We start from the raw sequence: 20,518 nt of genomic DNA, 5'->3' as shown, positions 1-20,518 counted from the left end.
GGGCTTTTCTGTACATCTCCGGCTACGCGAAGGAGATACCACGAATGGCAGAAGCATCCCAGGCGCCGTGAGGTCGTACCCGTGGTTGAGGCCCACCGTACGAGCCTGGTCTATGCGTTGGCCCCTGCTGACGTGGAGGCGGTCTGCCGCATCACGGAGCATGCCCTCGGGACGGTGAAGCGGTCGAGCGGTGAGAGTGTCCGCGCGATTGTGGACTGGAACCCCGATTTCGCCTTCATGCATGTGTTTCACGTGTGCATGGAGCAGTTAGGCATGTTGCCCTCGTACCAGGATGTCCGGCGCTACGCGCACTCAGACCCTTTGGGGAAACGGATGCTCGGGGAGCCCGCGAAGGCAAAGGTCAGAGAGCTGGTTGAGCGAGGTTTTTCTGAGCGACAGGTCCGGGATGCCATGCGGTGGCGGGTCGGGAACGCCTATTACAGCTTCCTGCGGGAGATGTACACGGTCGTGCAGCTTCGGTACAGCGGGATCGACGTCCGCGTGCACCCGTTAGCGGACGCTCTCTTCCGTGTCGACGCGTGGGTCGGCCGCACCGCAATCAGCCTGCGTGTGGGCAACAAGAAATTCAGACAGGGCCTAGGGGAGGGGCGGAAGACCCCGGCGGAGGAACTGTTAGGGGCTGAGCTTCCGCCATTCAAGTTCAGCACGATTGAACTAGCCCCAGCGACGCGGTTCGGATCCGTTCACCTTCCGTCATCCCAGCATCTGAACGCGGCGGTGGCCAGGATCTCCGCTCAAGATCCAGGCCACCGCAACTAGGCTGGTCAATCCAGACTTGCCGGTACGACTATCTCGCTGCTACGCCGTGAGTCCTTCGCGCGGAACCGGACCAGACGTCGTGACGAATCGATCGCGGACCCCGGCGGGATCAGCGTGAACGCCATAACGATCTTTGACGGGTCGGCGATCCCGTGAGGCGCCGCTGCCTGCACGTCCGCGTCGCTGCTGCCCTCCACCACGGGGTAAAGGAGCACTACGCCTGTACTTGCGCCGACCTGGGCTTCCAAAGCGGGGGCCTGCTCGGAGGATCCGGCAACATCTATGAGTCGCTGGGCCGCCGCTCGGTGTTCGAGGCCAGCAATGCGACCGAATGACACCTTCATGTCCTGGCGGCGTCGTCGGACGAGTGAGAAGCGGGACGAGCCGAGAATCGTGGCTTCGGTCCGGCTGCTATTGGACAGCTGAGGGGCGATGAGGAGCCATTCATCAACTTTGGCCAGAGTGCCGTCGAGCTGCGTCAGATATGTGAGGTGAGGGAGAAAGTGATCAGAGCGTTCCCATTCGAGCTGACGCAACACTCCAATCAGGTCTGCATGGCTGACCCTTGCGGTGAATGCTGTGAAACTCCGTGAAACGGGAGAGGTCTTGTCTGGTGGGTTGGTAAAGGTGGTTCGTGCTGTATCGAAGGCCCCCAGCAGGGGGCGCCAGCGCTCAGTGTTGAGCTTGAGAGCTCCAGCAGCGGTTGGGTAGGCGGCAGGCTCAATGGCCTGTCCCGGTGAACGGATCTCGACCAGCTCCGCGTTGAACATCTTGTTGCGGGCCGACGGCTTGATCCACGGCAGGTGCTGAGCCACCAGTGGCGGGATCTCCGCCGGGGTGACCTGCGGTTTGCCGTCGACGAGTTCGGCGTACCGGGCCAGCTGGGACCGGAAGGTCTCCTCGTCCTGGCAGATGGCCTCGAAGGCCTCGTAGAGGTCGAGGGTCTTGGTCTTGCCGAAGGGCTCCTCGCGGCCGATGTAGAGCCGCACCAGATCCCGGTAGCCGTCACGGAACCCGAACCACCGGCCCATCTGCATCAGGGTGTCGGCCTGCTGTGTCTTGCGGCGGTAGTACGTGACCGTCAGGCCCTCGACGGTGAAGCCACGCGAGAGCTTGGTGCCGCCGACGAGGATCTTCCATACGTTGGGGGTGCGGTCGAAGTCGAGGTCGGCCTGGTCGAAGTCGCGGTCGCTGTCGCCGTTGACGATGACGACCGGGTTGCCGCCGGAGCTGATGAGCTGGCGGGCGCGGCTGATGTACGGGCGGAGCTCTTCGTACGAGGCGGGTATGGGCAGGCCCCAGGCGCGGGCCTCGCTGACTTCGCGGAAGTCCTGGGTGAGGAGCGCGGCGAGGCGCTCGTGGGACTCGGTGCTGCCGTACGACGAGTGCCACATGGAGTTGAGGCGCAGCGCGAGTTGCGCGTGGTCGGCCATGCGTACGGACTCATGGACCAGCATGGTGTGGTGGCGGAACTTGGACTCGGGTACGCCGTTGTCGATGCGGTGGAGCTTGAGCGCGCCGGACAGCACGAAGGCGTCCATCGCCTCCAGGAGTCGGTCGCCCGTGCTGTCGTAGATTCCGCGTACGTGGGCCATCTCCTGGGAGTCGGCGACGGTGCGCTCATCGACGGGGATGGGCGAGTCGAGGTCGTGGAAGTCCTGGACGCCCATGTAGCCGACGGGCCGGGGGAGAGAGATCAGGAAGTCGCGAGGGAAGATGTCCTCGCTGTCGCCCGGATCGATGAAGACGTTCGCGAACGGGGTTGCGGTGTAGCCGACGTACTGGGCTCGGGGCATCAGGCCGAGCAGCTGGGATATCAGGCCGTTGATCGCGGTGCGCGTGACCTGGCCTTCCTCCCACTTCTTCGGGTCGATGGTGTTCACGGACGCCTGGTCGGACTCGTCGTCGATGATCAGGGCCGGGATCTCGCCGAGGATCGGGCCGATCTTCTTCAGGTCCTTCACGAGCTTCGTGAGGACCGACTTGTTCTTCTTCACGACCATGACGCGGGCCGCCGCGTGGTGCAGGTTGGCCGGGTCGTACAGGGGCAGCGTCCGGTCGAGCTTTTCGATGTCGAGAGCGCGGATGCCCTGCATCAAGCCCCGGTAGTCGTCGTCGCGCGTCGTGAGGCGCTCGATGTCGAAGGCGCCGCGGGCGGAGGGGCGGCCGCCGTGGGAGACGAACTTGTGGGGCCAGTCCTCGTCGTCCTGGTAGTCGATGCCGACCAGGGCGTCCAGGTCGGTGGGATCGGCGCCGCGCAGGATGTTCTCCTGGCCGATCAGTTCCATGTCGAGGCGGCGCTGGGTCTGGCTGCGCAGCAGGTTGAGTGTGCCGCCGAGGACGATGACGAGGCGGTAGCCGGCGTCGATGGCCTTGGCGGTCACGCCCGTGAAGTTCGCCGTCTTGCCGGACTGGACGTAACCGACGACGAGGCCGCGCGCGCCGAAGGCCTCGGGGCGGGTGGGGTCGGAGAGGCGTTCGACGACGCTGTGGGAAGCCTGGTCCAGGCTGGTGACCGCCGCGTCGCTCCAGCCCTTCTTGCGGAGCAGGGCTTCGTACGCGGGCCAGTAGAAGGAGTGGGCGGCCGCCTTCTCCTGTGTGTACCACGGTTCGAACTCGGTGCTGATGACCACCTGGCGCTGGCCCTTGTCCACCGGGATCGCCGTGTCCAGCGCCTTGGCCAGGTCACTGTCGAATCCGAGCCGGGCATACGTGTCGGCGCGCCGCCCGTCCGTGTTCGCGGGGGACGCGGACCAGCCGGCGTTCTCGGTGGCGTCCCAGGCGTTGAGCGTGCGGCTCCAGGCCGACGTGAGTTCGGCGTCCCGTGCGACGAGGCGGTCGCGGAAGACGCCCAGGTCGGTGTCGGCGGACCCGCCGCCCTGGGAGAGCACTGAGGCCAGGTCCAGGAACGGGCGGGGGCCGCCACGCTCGAGCGCGCGGAGTACGTCGATGTGCAGGTTGAGCAGGTGGTCGGTCATGGTGTGGCGTCAGCTCCTGTCAGCGGTCGAGTTCGCAGCGTGCGGCGGTCAGCAGGACGCTGTTCCACAGCGCCATTTCGTCATCGCGCTGGGCGCTGGAGCGACCCATCCGGAAGTTCTTCTCCAACATCAGGTAGAGCAGTCCCTTAAGGACGGGGGCGTCGTTCGAGCCGGCACGGCGGTCGCCGTTGAAGGCCTGGCGGAATTCCTTGTTGAGGCGGACGACGTGTTCCTCGCGGTCGATGTCGAAGAAGACGTCGGAGGGAAGCGTGTCCCAGCGGAAGGTGATCGGGTCTTCGCCTTCCACCTGCGGGAGTTCGTCGCGGAGGGTCCGCTTGAGCTTGGGGTCGACTCCCTTGCCGGGCGGGACGACTTCTTTGCGCTGGACCTCGGTGGAGCGTTTGGCGGCTTCGCGGTACGTCGCCTCCGCCGCCGCCAGGTACGCGCTGAAGGTGTTCCCGTCTGCGTCGACGGCCTTTTCGAGGCCGCGTGCGAAGGCCGGGGTGACGTTCACGCCGTCCTTCTTCACGGTGAGGCTGAAGACGTCGTTCGGTGCGGACGGCAGATCGAGGGCGATGCGGGCCAGATTGTGATGGGTTTCGGCGCTGCGGGTGCCGTTCCAGCCGCCGGCCTGGACGAGGCGGTCGTTGCGGTAGACGTAGAAACCCTGGCGTTCGGCGAGTGCGCCTATGCCCCGGTAGGAGACGAGCGGGGACTTGGGCGGCCAGATGTGGGCGGTGAGGCCGACGTCGCCGAGGCCCTCGACGGGGGCGGTGTACGTACGGGGGAATCCGGCCCGGCCAGGGATGCGGTAGCCGAACGGGTCGATGGGCTCCACGCCCCGGTGGTCCAGCTCCTCGCGGGTACGGACGTCCTCGACGACGACGTCGATGTGGAAGCCCTCGCGGGAGAGGAACCGGTGGAGATACAGACCGAGGTGCGTTTCCAGCTTCTCGATCGCGTCATTGAGGAAGCGGTCGGTCTGGCCGTCGGTGACGGTCTCGAAGGCACGGACGTTGTCCCAGCGCACGATGGTGCCGTGCCAGCCGATCACACCGTCGTAGCGGTCCACGAGGTCCTGGCAGTAGCGCGCGTTGACGATGTCGCAGGTGAAGTCGGCCTGGGCGCGGGCTGTGAGCCAGCGCCGGCCCGCGGAGGGACTGCGCTTCGTTCGGCTGATGACGGTGAGTGAATCGGCGTGGGAGAGGGACGCCGCCTTGAGCCCTGCTCCGAAATGACCCAGGGCGTTGTCGGAGTAACCCTCGCGCCCGCCGACGGTCATGGCGACGTCCAGGGCGGTCTCGTCCATTCCCGTGCCGTCGTCGATGACGAGCAGGCTGACGAGCCGGTCGGCGTCCCGGAGGAAACTGACGACGACGTTGTGCGCGCCCGCGTCGATGGAGTTGTCGATGAGGTCGGCGATGGCGGCCTCGAAGCCGTATCCCTGATGGGTCAGCGATTCGACATAGCGAGCGGCGGGCGGGAGCCGCTTGCTGCCCTGGGTCGGAACGTCGAATTGCCAGTCGGCGGACGGGGTGTAGGGCATGAAGAGGTTCCTCGCGCACGCAGGACTGGGCCTGAGTGGGGGGATGGATGGCGGCCCGTCAGTTCATCAGGTCGGAACGCGACGTTACTGCATGCCCCTTACAGGTGTCAGCCAGGTCCGATCTCTGGCTGAGACCCGCTTCCCCGAGCCGTACGGAAAGCCATGGACCCGGCGATCGCTGTCAGAGCCGGTCCGCCCCGTGGCACTCCCGGTACGCCACCCCCGCCCCGCACCAGCAAGGCGCCCCCTTCGCCGGCGGCCAGGAGACCGCCCGGCCCCGGGCCGCCAGGGTCGTGGCGTACTGGGGGAGGAGGTTCGGGTCGGAGGGGGAGGCGGACTCGGAGGCTGCGAAGGCCTCGTACGAGGGGACCGTGCCCGTGACGATGCCCAGGTTGCCCGTGCCCGTGGAGGCGAGGTCGCGGAGGGCGGACTCGATGGCGGCGAGGTGGGTCGCGTGGGTGGGGTATTCGGAGGTGAGGGAGGGGTACGCGGCGAGGAGTTCGGTGAGTTCGGGGGTCGGCCAGTGGAGGATGGCGACGGGGAAGGGGCGGGAGAGGGCCGCGCGGTAGGTGCCGAGTTCGGTGCGGAGGCGGGCGATTTCGGCGCGGAGTTCGGTGGGGTCGGAGGAGCCGAGGGCCCAGAGGCGCTTGGGGTCGTGGAGTTCGTCGAGGGGGACGGCGGCCGCGTGGACGCGGTCGGCGAGCATGTCCCAGTCGTCATGGGGGAGGGCGAGGAGGCGTCGGACGCGGTGGCGGCCGATGAGGAGGGACTGGGCGGGGTACGGGATCTCGTCGTCCGGGTCGATGAGGCGGGTCACGGCCGTGGTGAAGGTGGCGTGGGCCGCGTCGAGCTCGTCGTGGGCCTCGAGGGTTTCGGCGACGATCTCCCAGGGGGCCGCGTCCTCGGGGGCGGCCGCGCGGATGCCGTCGATGATCGCGCGGGCCTCGGCCTCGTGGCCGTACTCCCACAGGTTGGCCGCCTGCAGCGACTTGATCAGGTGCGGGTTGTCGGGGGCGGCGGCGATGAGGCTGTCGTACAGGCCGCTCGCGCGGGCGCGGTCGCCCGCCAGCTCCAGATGGGCCGCGGCCTGGAGCAGCAGCGGTTCACGGTCCTCCGGGTACTGCTCCGCGGTGCGCAGCAGACGCTCGGCTTCGGCGGTGTGGTCGGCAGGCGTGTCGGGGCGCATGCAGCACACCGTACTGCTGTACGGGGTTCCCAGGGGCCTGGTGACTTGGAGGAGCAGCCCTTATCGTGCGGGCCGTGCGGGAGCGGATGCCTGAGCGGATACCTGTGGTGGTTCAGGGGCGGAGCCGGGGGCGGGCGGCGTTCGCCCGGGGGGTGTGGGTGGCGGCCGAGGTCGCGGTGACCCTGGGCGTGGTGATGCTCCTTCTCGTCGTACATCAGCTGTGGTGGACCAACCAGCAGGCCAAGCGGGGGGCCGCGCGGCAGGTCCAGGCCCTGGAAAGGGAATGGGGGGAGGGTGAGGATGCCTACGAGGTTGGCGAGGGTGATCCTCACGAGACGGGCAGTCCGGCGGATTCGGGAGGTTCGGGAGGGTCGGGAGATCCTCGCGATTCCGTGGAGTCCGAGTCCGAGTCCGAGCCCGTCCGGCGGGGCGCGGGGCGGGTCGGCCCGCCCCGCTGGGATCAGGCGTACGCCGTCCTCCGCATCCCCCGGCTCGGCGTCGTCGCTCCCGTCGCGCAGGGCGTCGCGAAGCGGGGCGTCCTCGACAAGGGGTACGTCGGGCACTATCCGCGGACCGCGCAGCCGGGGCAGGCCGGGAACTTCGCCGTCGCCGGGCACCGCAACACGCACGGGGAGCCGTTCCGCTACATCAACCGGCTGCGCCGCGGGGACCGGATCCAGGTCGAGACGCGGGAGGCCGTCTTCACCTATGTGGTGGACCGGACGCTGCCACAGACGTCGGCGCGGGACGGCGGGGTGATCGCCGCGGTGCCGCGGAGTGCGGTGAAGCCGGGGTACGGGTACGACACGGCCGGCTATTTCGTGACGCTGACGACGTGCACGCCCGAGTACACGTCGAAGTACCGGCTCGTGGTGTGGGGCAAGCTCGCCTCGATGCGGCCGCGTTGAACGCGGAGGATCCGGAGATTCGGAGATGAAGATCCGCGAATAGGGGAACCTCGCGGCCGTCTGGGGCGTATATAAGAGTGAGGATCGGACCCGTGTACGGAGAGGTGGAGGGGGGCGACGTATGAGCGGACATGCCTGGCGCGTGCTGCGGCCCGTCGCACTGCTGCTCTTCGTACTGGTCGAGGTGTTCCTGGCCGAGGGAATCGGCCTCTCCGTCGCCGTGGCGCTCGCCGCGACCGCCGCCGCCGGTGTCGCGCTCGTCGCCTGCGCGCTGCTCCTGTCGCGGTCGGTGCCGCAGGTCTCGCGTACGCGCATACGGACCGCGATACGCGATCGCGAGCAGCGCACGGCCTTCCTGCCGCAGCGTGATCCCGACGCGTCGGGGCGCATCAGGCCCCGAGCTCCAGGCCGTCCTTCTGCGACGGTCGCGTAGGGGCACGGAGAAGTAAGCAAGCGGAAGTAGCTGATCCCTCCGGGGCTGATCCGGGGTTCCCCCGCGCGACTCGTCATGCCGACACGTCTGTTGTTTGTCTTTGGCACGACGAGAAGCAGAGGGCCTCTCCATGTCTGTCCTTACGTCTGTTATGTCCTTCTTCGGTGCTCTTGTTGAGCAGCTCGCCGAACTGGTCCAGCCCGTCTTCCACGAGTCCGCCACCGCCGCGGCCATCGTCCTGTTCACCGTGGTGGTACGGCTCGCCGTCCATCCCCTCTCACGGGCCGCCGCGAGGGGCCAGAAGGCGCGGACCCGGCTCGCGCCGCAGATCGCCGAGCTGCGCAAGAAGCACCGCAAGAATCCGGAGCGGCTGCAGAAGGCCGTGCTGGAGCTGCACGCCAAGGAGAAGGTGTCGCCGCTGTCCGGGTGCCTGCCCAGCCTGATGCAGGTGCCGGCGTTCCTGCTGATGTACCACCTGTTCGCGAGCGGGAGCGTCGGCGGTGAGCTCCTCGGTGCTCCGCTCGGCGGGCGGTGGACGGACGAGCCGTTCGGCGGGGCGGGGCTCGCGGTGTACGGGGTGCTGTTCGTGATCGTCGCCGTCGTGGCCGCGTTCACGTATGTGCGGACGAAGCGGCAGATGGCGGAGGTGGGTCAGGCGGATGCGTTGCAGATGCCCGGCATGGGGGCGATGACGAAGGTGATGCCGCTGATGTCGTTCGCCACGCTGATCACGGTGGCCGTGGTGCCGCTCGCGGCGGCGCTCTACGTCGTGACGAGCACTACGTGGAGCGCCGTGGAAAGGGTGCTTCTCTACCCGGCCGGCGCTCCGATTACTGCCGGGTAACGGTCCAGTGTGTGAACGGGGTCTTGCGGGGTGGTCGGATGTCTTGGAGGATCGACCAATCCCACGATGGCCGCACTCCATCGGCCGGGGCCACCTCGACCACAGGGAGAGACCATGAAGCTGCTGCGTGTCGGTACGGCGGGCTCGGAACGTCCGGCGCTGCTCGACCAGGACGGAACGACCCTCCGGGACCTGTCCGGGCTGGTCGCGGACATCGACGGGGAGCTGCTCGCCGACGGTGCCGCGCTGGACCGGATCCGGGCGGCCGCCGAGGCCGGTGAGCTGCCGGTCCTGGATGCGGCCGGGCTGCGGATCGGGCCGCCGCTCGCCCGCATCGGCAAAGTCGTGTGCATCGGGCTGAACTACCACGACCACGCCGCCGAGACGGGGCAGGCGACGCCCGCCGAGCCGGTCGTCTTCTTCAAGGCCTCGGACACGGTGGTGGGGCCGAACGACACCGTGCTCGTACCGCGTAAAAGCGTGAAGACGGACTGGGAGGTCGAGCTCGCGGTAGTCATCGGACGTACCGCGCGCTACCTGGAGTCGGAGGAGGAGGCGCTCGCGCACGTCGCCGGGTACGCGCTCTCCCACGACGTCTCGGAGCGTGAGTGGCAGCTCGAGCGCGGCGGCACGTGGGACAAGGGCAAGAACTGCGAGACGTTCAACCCGCTGGGGCCGTGGCTGGTGACCGCGGACGAGGTGCCGGACCCGCAGGCGCTGTCGCTGAAGCTCTGGGTCAACGGTGAGCTGAAGCAGAACGGCTCGACCGCCGACCAGATCTTCCCGGTCGCGGAAGTGGTGCGGTACGTCAGCCAGTTCATGACCCTGTACCCCGGGGACGTCATCAACACCGGTACGCCGGCGGGTGTGGCGCAGGGGCAGCCGGAGCCCAAGCCGTTCCTGCGGGGCGGGGATGTGGTGGAGCTGGAGGTGGAGGGGCTCGGGCGGCAGCGCCAGGAGCTCAAGGACGCGTAGGTTTGGTGCCCTGAAGGAGGGCGCCATGACTGTTGCGCAGGCCGAAGTGACACTCGACGAGTTCGCAGCGCTCGCCGCTGCGGCGCCGGAGACCCTTCACGTCGAGTTGATCAACGGGAGGATCCTGGTCACTCCGGCCCCGGACGGTGATCACGACGAGAACGTGATGTCCGTCGGTGACCGGTTCGCGCACACGACCCCGGCCTGCGCGTGTATCAGGAGCGCGGTCTCGCGGTGCCTGCGTACCGCGCGGGGCGTGCTCGGGTCGACGGGGCCGTCGCCCCAGTCGGGAACTTCCGTGGGCAGCCGTCATGGTCGGATGCCTCGGGAGTGCTCATGGTCATCGAGGTGACCTCGGGCAGTGAGCAGGACGCCGAGGTCGACCGAGTCGAGAAGCGCGACGCCTATGCACAGGCCGCGATGCCGGTGCATCTACTCATCGACCGGCATCGCGGCGAGGTCGTCGTGCACTGGGAGCCCCAGGGCAGCCGCTACCAGCACGAAGCCCGCGCCGTCTTCGGGGCGAAGCTCCCGCTTCCCGAGCCGTTCGGGTTCGACTTGGACACCTCCGACCTGGCGTAAACCTCAGCCGAGCCGCACCGTCACGCCCTCGAGGGCCGAGCGGCGGGCCGCCTCCAGGACGTCGAGGGCGGCGGCGGCCTCGTGGGCGGTGACCGGGGGAGGGGTGCCGTCGCGCAGGGCGGTGGCGATGGCCGCGTAGTACGCCGGGTAGTCGCCCGGGAGCGTCGGTACGGGCGTACCGCCGCCGGTCAGCGGGGACTCCCCGGCGCCGATGCGGCCCCACAGCCCCTGCGGCTCCACGCCCCACGCGCCCTGGGCGGAGGGGCGTTCGCCCTCGCGGAGTGCCGTCTCCTGGGGGTCCAGGCCGTACTTGACGTAGCCGGCGGTCGAGCCGAGGACGCGGAAGCGCGGGCCGAGCTGGGCGGTGGTGGCGCTCACGTACAGGTGCGAGCGGACGCCGTTGGCGTGGGTGACGGCGATGAAGGTGTCGTCGTCGGCCTCGGCGCCGGGGCGGCGTACGTCGGACTCCGCGTACACCAGCGCCGCCGGGCCGAAGAGGACCAGGGCCTGGTCGACGACATGGCTGCCCAGGTCGTAGAGGAGACCGCCGATCTCCTCCGGGGCGCCGGACTCGCGCCAGCCGCCCTTGAGGTGGGGGCGCCAGCGCTCGAAGCGGGACTCGAAGCGCTGGACGGTGCCGAGTTCGCCGTCCGCGAGGAGCCGGCGGAGAGTAAGGAAGTCGTTGTCCCAGCGGCGGTTCTGGAAGACCGAGAGCAGCAGGCCGCGCTCCTCCGCGAGGCCCGCCAGGGAGCGCGCCTCGGCGGCGGTCCCGGCGACCGGCTTGTCCACGACGACGGGCAGGCCGGCCTTGAGGGCGGCGGTCGCGATCGGGACGTGCGTCTTGTTCGGGGACGCGATCACGATCAGATCGAGCTCGTCCGCGCGCGCCCACAGCTCCTCGGGCGTGGCGGCGAACCGTACGCCGGGGAACTCGGCGCGGGCCTGCTCCCGGCGCTCCTCGTTCGACGTCACGACCGTGTCGAGGGCGAGGCCCTCGGTGGCGGCGATCAGCGGGGCGTGGAAGACGGAGCCCGCGAGGCCGTAGCCGACGAGTCCGACGCGCAGGGGAGTCATGCCGGGAGTCATGACTTCACTTAAGCAACGGTGTTGCCAAAGTGCAAGCGCGGCGGACAATGGGCGGGTGAAGAGGAGTAACGCGGGTGCGAATCTGCCGGTGCTGCGCGGGCACAACGCCGCGCTGGTGCTGGATCTGCTGCGCGGCGCGGGTGGCGAGGGGATCAGCCGCCTGGAGATCGCCGACGGTACGGGGCTGACCCCGCAGGCCGTCAGCAAGATCACGGCCCGGCTGCGCGCGGAGGGGCTGGCCACGGAGGCGGGCCGCCGCGCCTCCACCGGCGGCAAGCCCCGCACGGTGCTGTGCCTCGTCCCGTCCGCCGCGCACGCGGTGGGCCTGCACCTCGACCGCGACGAGCTGACGGCGGTGCTGGTGGACCTCGCGGGCACGGTGGTCGCGTCCCGCACCCGGCCGCTGGAGCTGGGCGGCGGGGCGACGGCGAGGGTGCTGGCCGCGGCGGAGGAGGAGGTACGGGGGCTGCTGGGGCCGGGGCCGGGGCCGTGGCCGGAGTCGGAGCCCGGGGCGAGGTCGGGCTCGGGCTCGGGCTCGGGGCCAGGCTCGGGGTCGGCGTCCGGGGCAGGGCCTGTGCCCGGGCAGGTGCCGGAGTCGGTGCCAGGGCCCGGCCCCCGGGTCGTCGGCGTCGGGGTCGCCATGCCGGGGCCGCTCGATCACGTCCGTGGGGTGCCGAGGCGGGTGACCGGGGCGGCGGAGTGGGACGGGGTGCCGGTCAGGGACGTTCTCGCGGAGCGGCTCGGGCTGCCCGTCGTCCTGGACAAGGACACGAACGCGGCGGCGCTCGGGCTGGCCCTGAAAGGGGCGGGGGATTCGTTCGCGTACCTCCATCTCGGTACGGGACTGGGCGCCGGGCTCGTGCTCGGCGGGGCGCTGCACCGGGGGGCCAGGACCGGGGCCGGCGAGTTCGGGCACCAGGTGGTCCAGCTGGACGGGCCCGAGTGCGAGTGCGGCAATCGCGGCTGCGTCGAGGTGCTGTGCCTCGCCGCCGTCGGCCGCGGGGACCTGGACGGGGCGGCCCGTGTGCTCGGCGTCGGCGCGGGCAATCTCGTACGGCTGCTCGACGTCGACCGGGTGCTCCTCGGCGGGCGTACCGTCGCCGCGGCGCCGGAGGTCTTCGTCCGTGGGGTGCGGGAGGCGACGGCCGCGGATGTCGCGCTCGCCGACGCCGGTGCGTACCCGGTCGCCGAAGGGGCCGCGCAGCTCGTCCTCGCCACCCTCTTCGGCCGGTAAGTCGGTGAGGCCGGTGAGGCCGGTGAGGCGGTAAGTCGGCGAGGCCGGTAGGCCGCCAGGGCGGCAGAGCCGTGCGCCGACCGGGCGTAATTGTGTGACTGTTCGGCCGTCCGGGCGTGGTGCGCCCGGCGCGGCCGCCCCGCACATGGCAGCCTCTCGCCGGACGACGACCCCTGCTGCAAAGGTTCCCCATGCGACTGCGCCACGCCCTCGCCGCCGGAGCCTTCACGGCCGCGATCGCACCCGCCGTCATCGCGGCCCCGGCCGCCCAGGCCGCCGCCCCCACCGTCCCCGCCGCCGAACCGGCACCGCAGCCGGCCTGCGGGGACGTACGGGCCGCCGACTTCCCCCTCACCACCCGGATCGACGGCGGACCGGCCGCCTACCGGGCCGGGGACGCGGGCGGCGAGTTCTCCATCGAGCTGGCCAACACCACGGCCGCCGCCTGCCGGGACATCCACCCGGTGGTCGTACTCGCGGGCCGGGGCCGCGCCCTCACCCCCGCCCGGATCCGGATGGAGTTCTTCGACGCGGGGAACGGAACCTGGCGGCCCGTCGCCTTCGAGCAGACGGACCAGGGGGAGGCCGTCGGCGCGTTCGCCGCGACCGGGTTCGGCGGCTTCGTCGTGCCCGGAGGCACCACGCTCACCATCCGCGTGCGCCTCGCGTTCCCCGCCGCCGACACGCTCGCCGACTCGGTCGTCGCCAACGCCGCCGTCGTACAGCGCCGCGGCTCCGACGGGGACTGGGTGGGGGAGTCCGGCGACTACCGCTTCAGCCTGCTCGCCGCCACCGCGCCGCGGCCGCCCAAGTCCTCGAAGACCCCCAAGTCCTCGAAGACCCCCGAGGACCCGGCGGACCCGGCCGATCCGGCTGCCTCCACAGCCGCTCCGAACACCCCGGGCATCCCGAAGAACCCCGACGCCTCGCGGTCCGCCCCGCTCGACGCGGGCGTCGCCGACCCCGACCCCGACGAGGATGCCGACGAGGACGCGCTCGCCGCGACCGGCAGGCGTTACGTCGTCGGCCTCATCGTCGCCGTCGTCGCGCTCCTGTCCACCGGGGCGGCGCTCCTCGTGGGCGCCCGCCGGCTCCGCTCCGGACGGCGCTGACCCGGCCGTTCACCTCCGTCTGCGTAACATCGCCCGGTGGACCACCCGAACTACCCGAACGACCAGGCCCCCGGCGCGCCCGTCCGCTCCGGCATCCCCGAGCACGGCCGGATCCCCAAGTACTACGCGGTGAAGGCCCAAGTGGCCGCCCTGATAGAGGAACTGGGCGAAGGCGGGCTGCTCCCCACCGAACGCGATCTCGCCGTCCAGTACGAAGTCTCGCGCGAGACCGTACGCCAGGCCCTGCGCGAGCTGCTGCTGGAGGGCAGACTGCGGCGGCAGGGCCGGGGAACGGTCGTCGCGGGCCCCAAGCTGGAGCAGCCGCTGTCGCTCGCCAGCTACACCGAGGGCGTACGGCGTCAGGGCCTCACCCCCGGACGCAACCTCATCTCCCTCGACCGCTTCCCGTGCCCGGCCACGCTCGCCGCCGAGACCGGGCTGGAGCGGGGGGAACCGGTCTGGCACATGGAGCGGGTGCTGCTCGCGGACGAGGAGCGGGTCGGGCTGGAGAGCACGTACGTCGCCGTCGCCCGCGTACCCGACCTGGACACGGACTTCGACCCGGACTCCTCGTTCTACGCCTACCTCCGCGACCGGCTGGGCATCGGTTTCGGCGACGCCGACGAGCGGATCGAGACCGTACTGGCGACGCCGCGCGAGGCGCTGCTCATCGGGACCCCGCCCGCGCTTCCGATGCTGCTGATCCACCGGGTGTCCAGGGACACCGAGGGGCGCCCGCTGGAGCGGGTGCGGACGCTGTACCGGGGGGACCGCTTCAGCTTCAGCGCGCACCTCGGAGGCGAGGGAACGGGCAGGGCTTAGGGCGGTGAGTGACCCACCAGGGACCGCTGAAGTCACGGAACGATAACGGGTCTAGGCCAACCTTGAGGGCCCGTTCACTGTCCCGTTCCCGACCCGCCGCCAACGCGTCACCCACCCCCCGCACCGTTGCCGCCATGAGAGTCATCGTCGTAGGCGCCGGAGTCGTGGGAACCATGCACGCCTGGCAGGCAATCGAGCGCGGCCACGAGGTCGTGCAGATCGAGCGGGAAGCCGAAGCGCGCGGGGCAAGCCTCCGGAACTTCGGGCAGATCTGGGTCAGCGGCCGCGCCGGCGGCGAGGAGCTGGAGACCGCGCTGCGGGCGCGGGAGCTGTGGGAGGGCATCGGGGCCCGGGTTCCCCAGCTGGGCTTCCGGGCCATCGGGTCGCTGACGCCCGTACGGAACGACCTGGAGCTCGCCGTCGCCGAGGCCGCCGTCGCCCGCCCGGACGCCGCCGCCCGTGGCTACAAGCTGGTCACCGCCGACGAGGCGCGCGCCCTCAACCCCGCGCTGCGCGGAGCGTTCACGGCCGCCCTGTGGTGCGAGCGGGACGCCGCCGTGGAGCCGCGCACCGCGCAGCTCGCCCTGCGCGAGGCCCTGATGGCGACCGGCCGTTACACCTTCCTCCCCGGCCGCGAGGTCCGCGAGGTCATCGGAGACAACGCTGTGCGCGACGACCACGGGGACGTCCACAGCGGCGACGCCGTCGTCCTGTGCACCGGAGCCTGGCTCGGCGGGCTGGTCCGCGAGGTCGCGGGCGAGATCCCCGTACGCCGCGTCCGCCTCCAGATGGCGCAGACCGATCCGCTCGGCGAACCCCTCACCACCTCGGTCGCCGACGCCGACTCCTTCCGCTACTACCCGGCGTACAAGTCCGAAGCCCTGGAAGCCCTGAACGCCGGGCAGGCGCAGCGGCCCACGGCCGCCGCGCACAAGATGCAGCTGCTGATGGTGCAGCGCCGCGACGGCGGGCTGACCATCGGCGACACCCACGAGTACGAGCACCCCTTCGCCTTCGACACGCTCGAAGACCCCTACGAGCACCTCACCCAGGTCATCGAAGGCTTCCTCGGCCGGCCCCTGCCGACGATCCGCCGCCGTTGGGCCGGGGTGTACGCGCAGTGCACCGACACGTCCCGCGTCGTCCACCGCCAGCAGGTGCGCGACGGCGTATGGCTGGTGACCGGGCCGGGCGGACGCGGGATGACCTGCTCGCCCGCCATCGCCGAACGAACCGCGAACGAACTGAACTGGTGACACAGATGACCCGACCGACCCGACCGACCCGACCGGCCTCGAACCCCCTGAACCTCGTCGTCCTGGACATGGCCGGCACGACCGTCGCCGACGGCGGCCTCGTCGAGCAGGCCTTCGAAACGGCCGCCGAGCGCCTCGGCGCACAGCCCGACGCGCTGCCCCGCATGCTCGACTACGTACGCGCCACCATGGGCGAGTCCAAGATCTCCGTCTTCCGTCATCTCTTCGGCGACGAGGCCAAGGCACAGGCGGCCAACAAGGCCTTCGAAGAGGCCTACGGCGAGCTGGCCGACGGCGGCCGCATCGCCGAGATCCCCGGCGCCCGCGCCGCCATCGAAGAGCTCAGGGACCGGGGCCGCACCGTCGTCCTCACCACCGGATTCGCCCGCGTCACCCAGGACGCCATCCTCGACGCCCTCGGCTGGCGGGACCTGGTCGAGCTCACCCTCTGCCCGGCCGACGCCGGAGGCCGCGGCCGCCCCTACCCCGACATGGTCCTCGCCGCGTTCCTCCGCACGGCCGCCGTCGACGGCGTACAGCAGCTCGTGGTCGCGGGCGACACGTCGTACGACATGCTCAGCGGCGTACGCTCCGGGGCGCGGGTCGTCGCCGGCGTGCTCACCGGCGCGCACGACGCGGCGCAGCTCGAAGCCCACGGCGCCACGCACGTGATCGGATCCGTCGCCGAACTGCCCGCGCTCCTCGACCGACTGGACCGACCGGAGCGACTCGACCGACCGGACCGGGGGGAAGCATGACGAGCGGGATCCGCTTCGACGGGGTCTCGGTCGCCTACGGACGCAACACCGTCCTCGACACCCTCGACCTGACCGTCGAACCCGGCGAGGTCATGGCCCTCCTCGGCCCCTCCGGCTCCGGCAAGACCACCGCGCTGCGCGCCGTCGCCGGTTTCGTACGCCCCGTCTCCGGGCGGGTGTTCATCGGCGACCGGGACGTCACCGACCTGCCGCCGCACCGGCGCGGCATCGGCATGGTCGTCCAGCAGTACGCCCTCTTCCCGCACCTGCGCGTCGAGGACAACGTCGCCTTCGGACTGAAGGCGCAGAAGGCCCCCAAGCGCGACATCCCCGGCCGAGTCGCCGAGGCCCTGGAGATGACCGGCATGGCCGCGTACGCCAGGCGCTACCCCCGGGAGCTCTCCGGCGGCCAGCAGCAGCGCGTCGCGATCGCCCGCGCGCTCGCCATCCGGCCGAACGTGCTCCTGCTCGACGAGCCGCTCTCCGCACTCGACGCACAGCTGCGCTCCGGGATGCTCGCGGAGCTGGCCCGGCTGCACCGTGAGCTGCCGGACGTCTCGATCCTGTACGTCACCCACGACCAGGTCGAGGCGCTCACCCTCGCCGACCGGATCGCCGTCATGGACAAGGCCCGGCTCCAGGACTGCGGCACCCCGCAGGACCTCTACCGCAGGCCCCGTACGCGGTTCACGGCCTCGTTCGTGGGCAACGCGAACCTGCTGCCGGTCACCGTGGGATCCGGCACGGTGTCCTTCGCCGGCCGGGACCTCAAGGTCCCCACCGGGGACGTCGTGGGCGGCGCCACCCTGTGCGTACGCCCGCACCTCGTCGGCCTCGGCGACGGACCCAACGCCCTGCGCGGGCGCATCGCCGAGGTCCAGTGGCGGGGATCGACGCACCGGCTCTACGTCGACATCGACGGGCACCGGGTCAAGGCGGACCTGCGTGAACTGCGCGAGACACCGGCGCTCGGGGACGAGGTGACGCTGCACTTCGCGCCCGAGGACGCGGTGCTGCTGGCCGCGGGGGTGACCGATGGCTAGCGCCACCACACGCGTCGGCCCGGACCGGGGGGCCGCGCCCGCCGTCCCCCGCGCCCCGCGGAACGCCCGCCCGCAGCGGTGGGTCTGGGCCCTGCCGCCCGTCGCCGTCCTCGGCGTCGTGTTCCTCTACCCCCTCGCGCTCGTCGTCCAGGAATCCCTCGTGCCCGGCGCGTACGCCGAGGTCTTCACGTCGCAGGCGTTCCGGGAGGCGTTGACCACCACCGTGTGGCTGGCCGTCGGGGCGACCGCCGGGTGCCTCGTCCTCGGGTTCACACTCGCGCTGATCATCGCGTTCGTACCGTTCCCCGGCGGGAAGGCGGTCGCGAAGTTCATCGACGTCTTCCTCTCCTTCCCGTCCTTCCTGATCACCCTCGCCCTGCTGTTCATCTACGGCACGGTCGGCATGGCCAACGGGATGTGGACGGACGCCACAGGAGCGGCGAGCGGCCCCTTCCAGTTCCTCAACACCCCCCGGGGCGTGCTCCTCGCGGAGATCACGTACTTCACGCCCTTCGTGATGCGGCCGCTCCTCGCCGCGTTCTCGCAGCTGGAGACCGCACAGCTGGAGGCCGCCTCCTCGCTGGGCGCGCGGGCGCCGCGCATCATCCGGCAGGTGATCCTGCCCGAGGCCCTGCCCGCGCTCGCCGCGGGCGGCAGCCTCGTACTCGTCATGTGCCTCAACGAGTTCGGCATCGTGCTCTTCACCGGGGCCAAGGGCGTCACGACCCTCCCGATGCTCGTCTACAGCAAGGCGATCCTCGAATCCGACTACGCCGCCGCGTGCGTCGTCGCCGTCGTCAACATCGCGATCTCCGTGGGGCTGTACGCCCTCTACCGGGTGGTGAGCCGCCGTGCTGGTGCATAGCCGTACGGGCAGATGGGCCACGTGGGCCGTCTTCTTCGCCCTCTTCGTGCCCCTCTTCGCCCTCCCGCTCCTCGTCGTCGTCGCCGCGTCGCTGGCCACGAACTGGTCCGGGGCCCTGCCGTCGGGGCCGACCGCCGAGCACTACGTGTCGGCGACGCGCGGTGAGGCGCTGCAGGCCCTCACCACCAGCCTGGTCACGGCGGTCACCGCGAGCGTGCTCGCCCTCGCCGTCGGCGCGTGGGCCGCCCTCGCCGCGGCCTCGCTCGGCAGGCGCGGCCGCCGCGCCCTCGACGCGCTGTTCATGCTGCCGGTCGCCGTGCCGTCCGTGGTCGTCGGCCTCGCCGTGCTGGTCGCCTTCTCGCAGCCGCCGGTGCTGCTCAACGGAACGCGCTGGATCGTGATCCTCGCGCACACCGTTCTTGTCACGGCGTTTGCCTACCAGTCGGTTTCGGCCGCCATCCTGCGTCTCGACCCGATGTACGAACAGGCGGCCGCCAGCCTCGGGGCCCGTCCCTCGTACGTCCTGTGCCGAGTGAAACTCCCGCTGCTGCTGCCGTCCCTCAACGCGGCGGCGGGGCTCTGCTTCGCCCTGTCGATGGGCGAGCTGAGCGCCACGATGATGCTCTACCCGCCGGACTGGATGCCGCTGCCGGTACTGATCTTCACCGCCACCGACCGCGGCTCCCTGTTCACCGGCTCGGCCGTCGCCGTGGTCCTCATGGCCACGACGCTGCTCGTCCTGCTCGCCGTCTCCCGTATCCGCACCAAAGCCTCGTACCGATAGTCCCGCTGACCCGCTGGTCCCGGAACCACTCCCGGACAGTCCCCGATCCGCTAGGAGTTGTACGTCGTCATGCGCCGCAACCTCACCACGATCACCGCCGCTGTCACCGGCAGCCTCGCCCTCACCACCACCCTCACCGCCTGCGGCGGCTCCTCCGCCGCCTCCGACGAGAGGGTCGTCACCGTCTACAGCGCCGACGGCCTCAAGGGCGAGAACGGCGACGGCTGGTACGACCGGGTCTTCAAGGACTTCGAGAAGGAGACCGGGATCAAGGTCAAGTACGTCGAGGGCGGCTCCGGCGAGATGGTGCAGCGCGCCGCCCGCGAGAAGAGCAACACGCAGGCCGACGTGCTCGTCACCCTCCCGCCGTTCATCCAGCAGGCCGACGCCAAGGGACTGCTCCAGTCGTACGTCCCGGCCGGCGAGGACAAGGTCAACGGCGCCGACAAGGACGCTGACGGCAAGTGGATCTCGGTCGTCAACAACTACTTCGGATTTGTTTACAACAAAAAGGAATTGGCTCAGTCACCTACGACCTGGGAGGAGCTGCTGGACGCGAAGTACAAGAACAAGCTCCAGTACTCCACCCCAGGCGTCGCGGGCGACGGCACCGCCGTCGTCATCAAGGCCATGCACGACTTCGGCGGCCAGGAGCCGGCGATGGCGTACCTGAAGAAGCTCCAGGCCAACAACGTCGGCCCGTCCTCCTCCACCTCCAAGCTCGCGCCCAAGGTCGACAAGGGCGAGATCCTCGTCGCCAACGGCGACGTCCAGATGAACTACGCCCAGTCCAAGTCCATGCCGAACCTGGGCATCTGGTTCCCGGCGAAGCAGGGCGGCAAGCCCACCACGTTCGCCCTGCCGTACGCCGCCGGCCTCGTCGACAACGCCCCGCACAGCGAGAACGGCAAGAAGCTCCTCGACTTCATGCTGACCCACAAGGCCCAGCAGCAGGTCAGCGAGATCGGCGGCGGCTTCTCCTCGCGCAGCGACATCAAGGCCACCGACGCCAACGCCATCGAACTGACCAAGCTGCTGGCGGGCGTCGAGGTCTTCGAGCCGGACTGGAACGACATCGACAAGAACCTCCCCCGGTACGTCGACGCGTGGAAGACCGCGACCGGCAGCTGATGGTAACGGGTCTAGCCCAACGCTCCGGTGCCAAGCGGGATGCCGGAGCGTTGGGCCGCGCCCGTAACCCGTCTGGCCCCGGTTCGTTAGTTCGAGCAGTCTGAGCTGTACTGAGATTTGTGGAGTCCCTGATGCCAGGGTTACCGTCCTGGCGAAGGAGAACCACCAGCACCATGGCAGCACCCCGTAAATACC

At 70.3% G+C, this 20,518-nt stretch carries 19 protein-coding genes; 15 read left to right on the top strand and 4 right to left on the bottom strand.

All coding sequences use genetic code 11. The features are described 5' to 3' along the window. Positions 1 to 81 precede the first annotated feature (81 nt). Positions 82 to 780 carry a hypothetical protein gene (locus ABT342_RS29745; protein ID WP_351580652.1) on the top strand — a complete coding sequence of 233 codons (699 nt, stop codon included), beginning with the start codon at positions 82 to 84 and terminating at the stop codon, positions 778 to 780. 5 nt (positions 781 to 785) lie between these two features. Here the strand turns inward: ABT342_RS29745 and ABT342_RS29740 are convergent, their stop codons facing one another. From ABT342_RS29740 to ABT342_RS29730, 3 genes are all read right to left on the bottom strand, one after another. After that, the gene (locus ABT342_RS29740) at positions 786 to 3,758 is read right to left on the bottom strand and encodes a Z1 domain-containing protein (RefSeq protein WP_351580649.1); all 2,973 of its coding nucleotides are present in this window, start codon (positions 3,756 to 3,758) and stop codon (positions 786 to 788) included. A 19-nt stretch (positions 3,759 to 3,777) separates the two neighbouring features. Then, positions 3,778 to 5,304: an ATP-binding protein gene (locus tag ABT342_RS29735; RefSeq protein WP_351580646.1), complete on the bottom strand. Its 1,527-nt coding sequence runs from the start codon at positions 5,302 to 5,304 to the stop codon at positions 3,778 to 3,780. Positions 5,305 to 5,485: 181 nt separating this feature from the next. Next, complete coding sequence (locus ABT342_RS29730; protein WP_351580643.1) at positions 5,486 to 6,490, bottom strand: SEC-C metal-binding domain-containing protein; 1,005 nt, start codon at positions 6,488 to 6,490, stop codon at positions 5,486 to 5,488. A gap of 86 nt (positions 6,491 to 6,576) precedes the next feature. Here ABT342_RS29730 and ABT342_RS29725 point away from each other — a divergent pair, with 86 nt between their 5' ends. The 5 genes from ABT342_RS29725 to ABT342_RS29705 all read left to right on the top strand — a co-directional run bounded on the left by ABT342_RS29725 (position 6,577) and on the right by ABT342_RS29705 (position 10,232). Next, positions 6,577 to 7,398: a class E sortase gene (locus ABT342_RS29725; protein WP_351580788.1), complete on the top strand. Its 822-nt coding sequence runs from the start codon at positions 6,577 to 6,579 to the stop codon at positions 7,396 to 7,398. Between the two features lie 121 nt (positions 7,399 to 7,519). Continuing rightward, positions 7,520 to 7,831, top strand: coding sequence for a DUF6412 domain-containing protein (locus tag ABT342_RS29720; protein WP_351580640.1), 312 nt, complete (start codon positions 7,520 to 7,522; stop codon positions 7,829 to 7,831). Positions 7,832 to 7,961: 130 nt separating this feature from the next. Continuing rightward, entirely contained in the window at positions 7,962 to 8,675 is a 714-nt protein-coding gene (locus ABT342_RS29715; RefSeq protein WP_351580637.1) for a YidC/Oxa1 family membrane protein insertase, read from the top strand. Positions 8,676 to 8,789: 114 nt separating this feature from the next. Next, a complete protein-coding gene (locus ABT342_RS29710; RefSeq protein WP_351580634.1) occupies positions 8,790 to 9,650 on the top strand; it encodes a fumarylacetoacetate hydrolase family protein in 861 nt (286 codons plus the stop codon). Positions 9,651 to 9,860: 210 nt separating this feature from the next. Continuing rightward, positions 9,861 to 10,232 carry a Uma2 family endonuclease gene (locus tag ABT342_RS29705; protein ID WP_351580631.1) on the top strand — a complete coding sequence of 124 codons (372 nt, stop codon included), beginning with the start codon at positions 9,861 to 9,863 and terminating at the stop codon, positions 10,230 to 10,232. 3 nt (positions 10,233 to 10,235) lie between these two features. On the opposite strand, the gene ABT342_RS29700 is transcribed toward ABT342_RS29705, so the two are convergent. Continuing rightward, complete coding sequence (locus tag ABT342_RS29700) at positions 10,236 to 11,306, bottom strand: Gfo/Idh/MocA family oxidoreductase (RefSeq protein WP_351580628.1); 1,071 nt, start codon at positions 11,304 to 11,306, stop codon at positions 10,236 to 10,238. Positions 11,307 to 11,373: 67 nt separating this feature from the next. Here ABT342_RS29700 and ABT342_RS29695 point away from each other — a divergent pair, with 67 nt between their 5' ends. The 9 genes from ABT342_RS29695 to ABT342_RS29655 all read left to right on the top strand — a co-directional run bounded on the left by ABT342_RS29695 (position 11,374) and on the right by ABT342_RS29655 (position 20,323). Beyond that, a complete protein-coding gene (locus ABT342_RS29695; protein WP_351580625.1) occupies positions 11,374 to 12,552 on the top strand; it encodes an ROK family protein in 1,179 nt (392 codons plus the stop codon). Positions 12,553 to 12,743: 191 nt separating this feature from the next. Beyond that, positions 12,744 to 13,664, top strand: a complete 921-nt coding sequence (locus ABT342_RS29690) for a hypothetical protein (protein ID WP_351580622.1) — start codon at positions 12,744 to 12,746, stop codon at positions 13,662 to 13,664. 36 nt (positions 13,665 to 13,700) lie between these two features. Continuing rightward, positions 13,701 to 14,486: a GntR family transcriptional regulator gene (locus ABT342_RS29685; RefSeq protein WP_351580618.1), complete on the top strand. Its 786-nt coding sequence runs from the start codon at positions 13,701 to 13,703 to the stop codon at positions 14,484 to 14,486. Positions 14,487 to 14,620: 134 nt separating this feature from the next. Then, a complete protein-coding gene (locus tag ABT342_RS29680; RefSeq protein ID WP_351580616.1) occupies positions 14,621 to 15,742 on the top strand; it encodes a TIGR03364 family FAD-dependent oxidoreductase in 1,122 nt (373 codons plus the stop codon). A gap of 5 nt (positions 15,743 to 15,747) precedes the next feature. Beyond that, on the top strand, positions 15,748 to 16,500 hold the full coding sequence (locus ABT342_RS29675) for a phosphonatase-like hydrolase (protein ID WP_351580613.1): 753 nt from the start codon (positions 15,748 to 15,750) through the stop codon (positions 16,498 to 16,500). Beyond that, the gene (locus ABT342_RS29670) at positions 16,497 to 17,543 is read left to right on the top strand and encodes an ABC transporter ATP-binding protein (protein ID WP_351580610.1); all 1,047 of its coding nucleotides are present in this window, start codon (positions 16,497 to 16,499) and stop codon (positions 17,541 to 17,543) included. Before ABT342_RS29675 ends, ABT342_RS29670 begins: the two co-directional genes overlap by 4 nt. After that, positions 17,536 to 18,408, top strand: coding sequence for a 2-aminoethylphosphonate ABC transporter permease subunit (locus tag ABT342_RS29665; RefSeq protein ID WP_351580607.1), 873 nt, complete (start codon positions 17,536 to 17,538; stop codon positions 18,406 to 18,408). The genes ABT342_RS29670 and ABT342_RS29665 overlap by 8 nt, the downstream gene beginning before the upstream one ends. Beyond that, a complete protein-coding gene (locus ABT342_RS29660) occupies positions 18,395 to 19,192 on the top strand; it encodes an ABC transporter permease (protein ID WP_351580604.1) in 798 nt (265 codons plus the stop codon). The genes ABT342_RS29665 and ABT342_RS29660 overlap by 14 nt, the downstream gene beginning before the upstream one ends. A 69-nt stretch (positions 19,193 to 19,261) precedes the next feature. Further along, positions 19,262 to 20,323, top strand: coding sequence for a 2-aminoethylphosphonate ABC transporter substrate-binding protein (locus ABT342_RS29655; protein WP_351580602.1), 1,062 nt, complete (start codon positions 19,262 to 19,264; stop codon positions 20,321 to 20,323). Positions 20,324 to 20,518 lie beyond the last annotated feature (195 nt).

Source organism: Streptomyces sp. NPDC000410, assembly GCF_040300305.1.
Lineage (GTDB): Bacteria > Actinomycetota > Actinomycetes > Streptomycetales > Streptomycetaceae > Streptomyces.
This window is presented reverse-complemented; position numbering and strand designations above follow the sequence as displayed.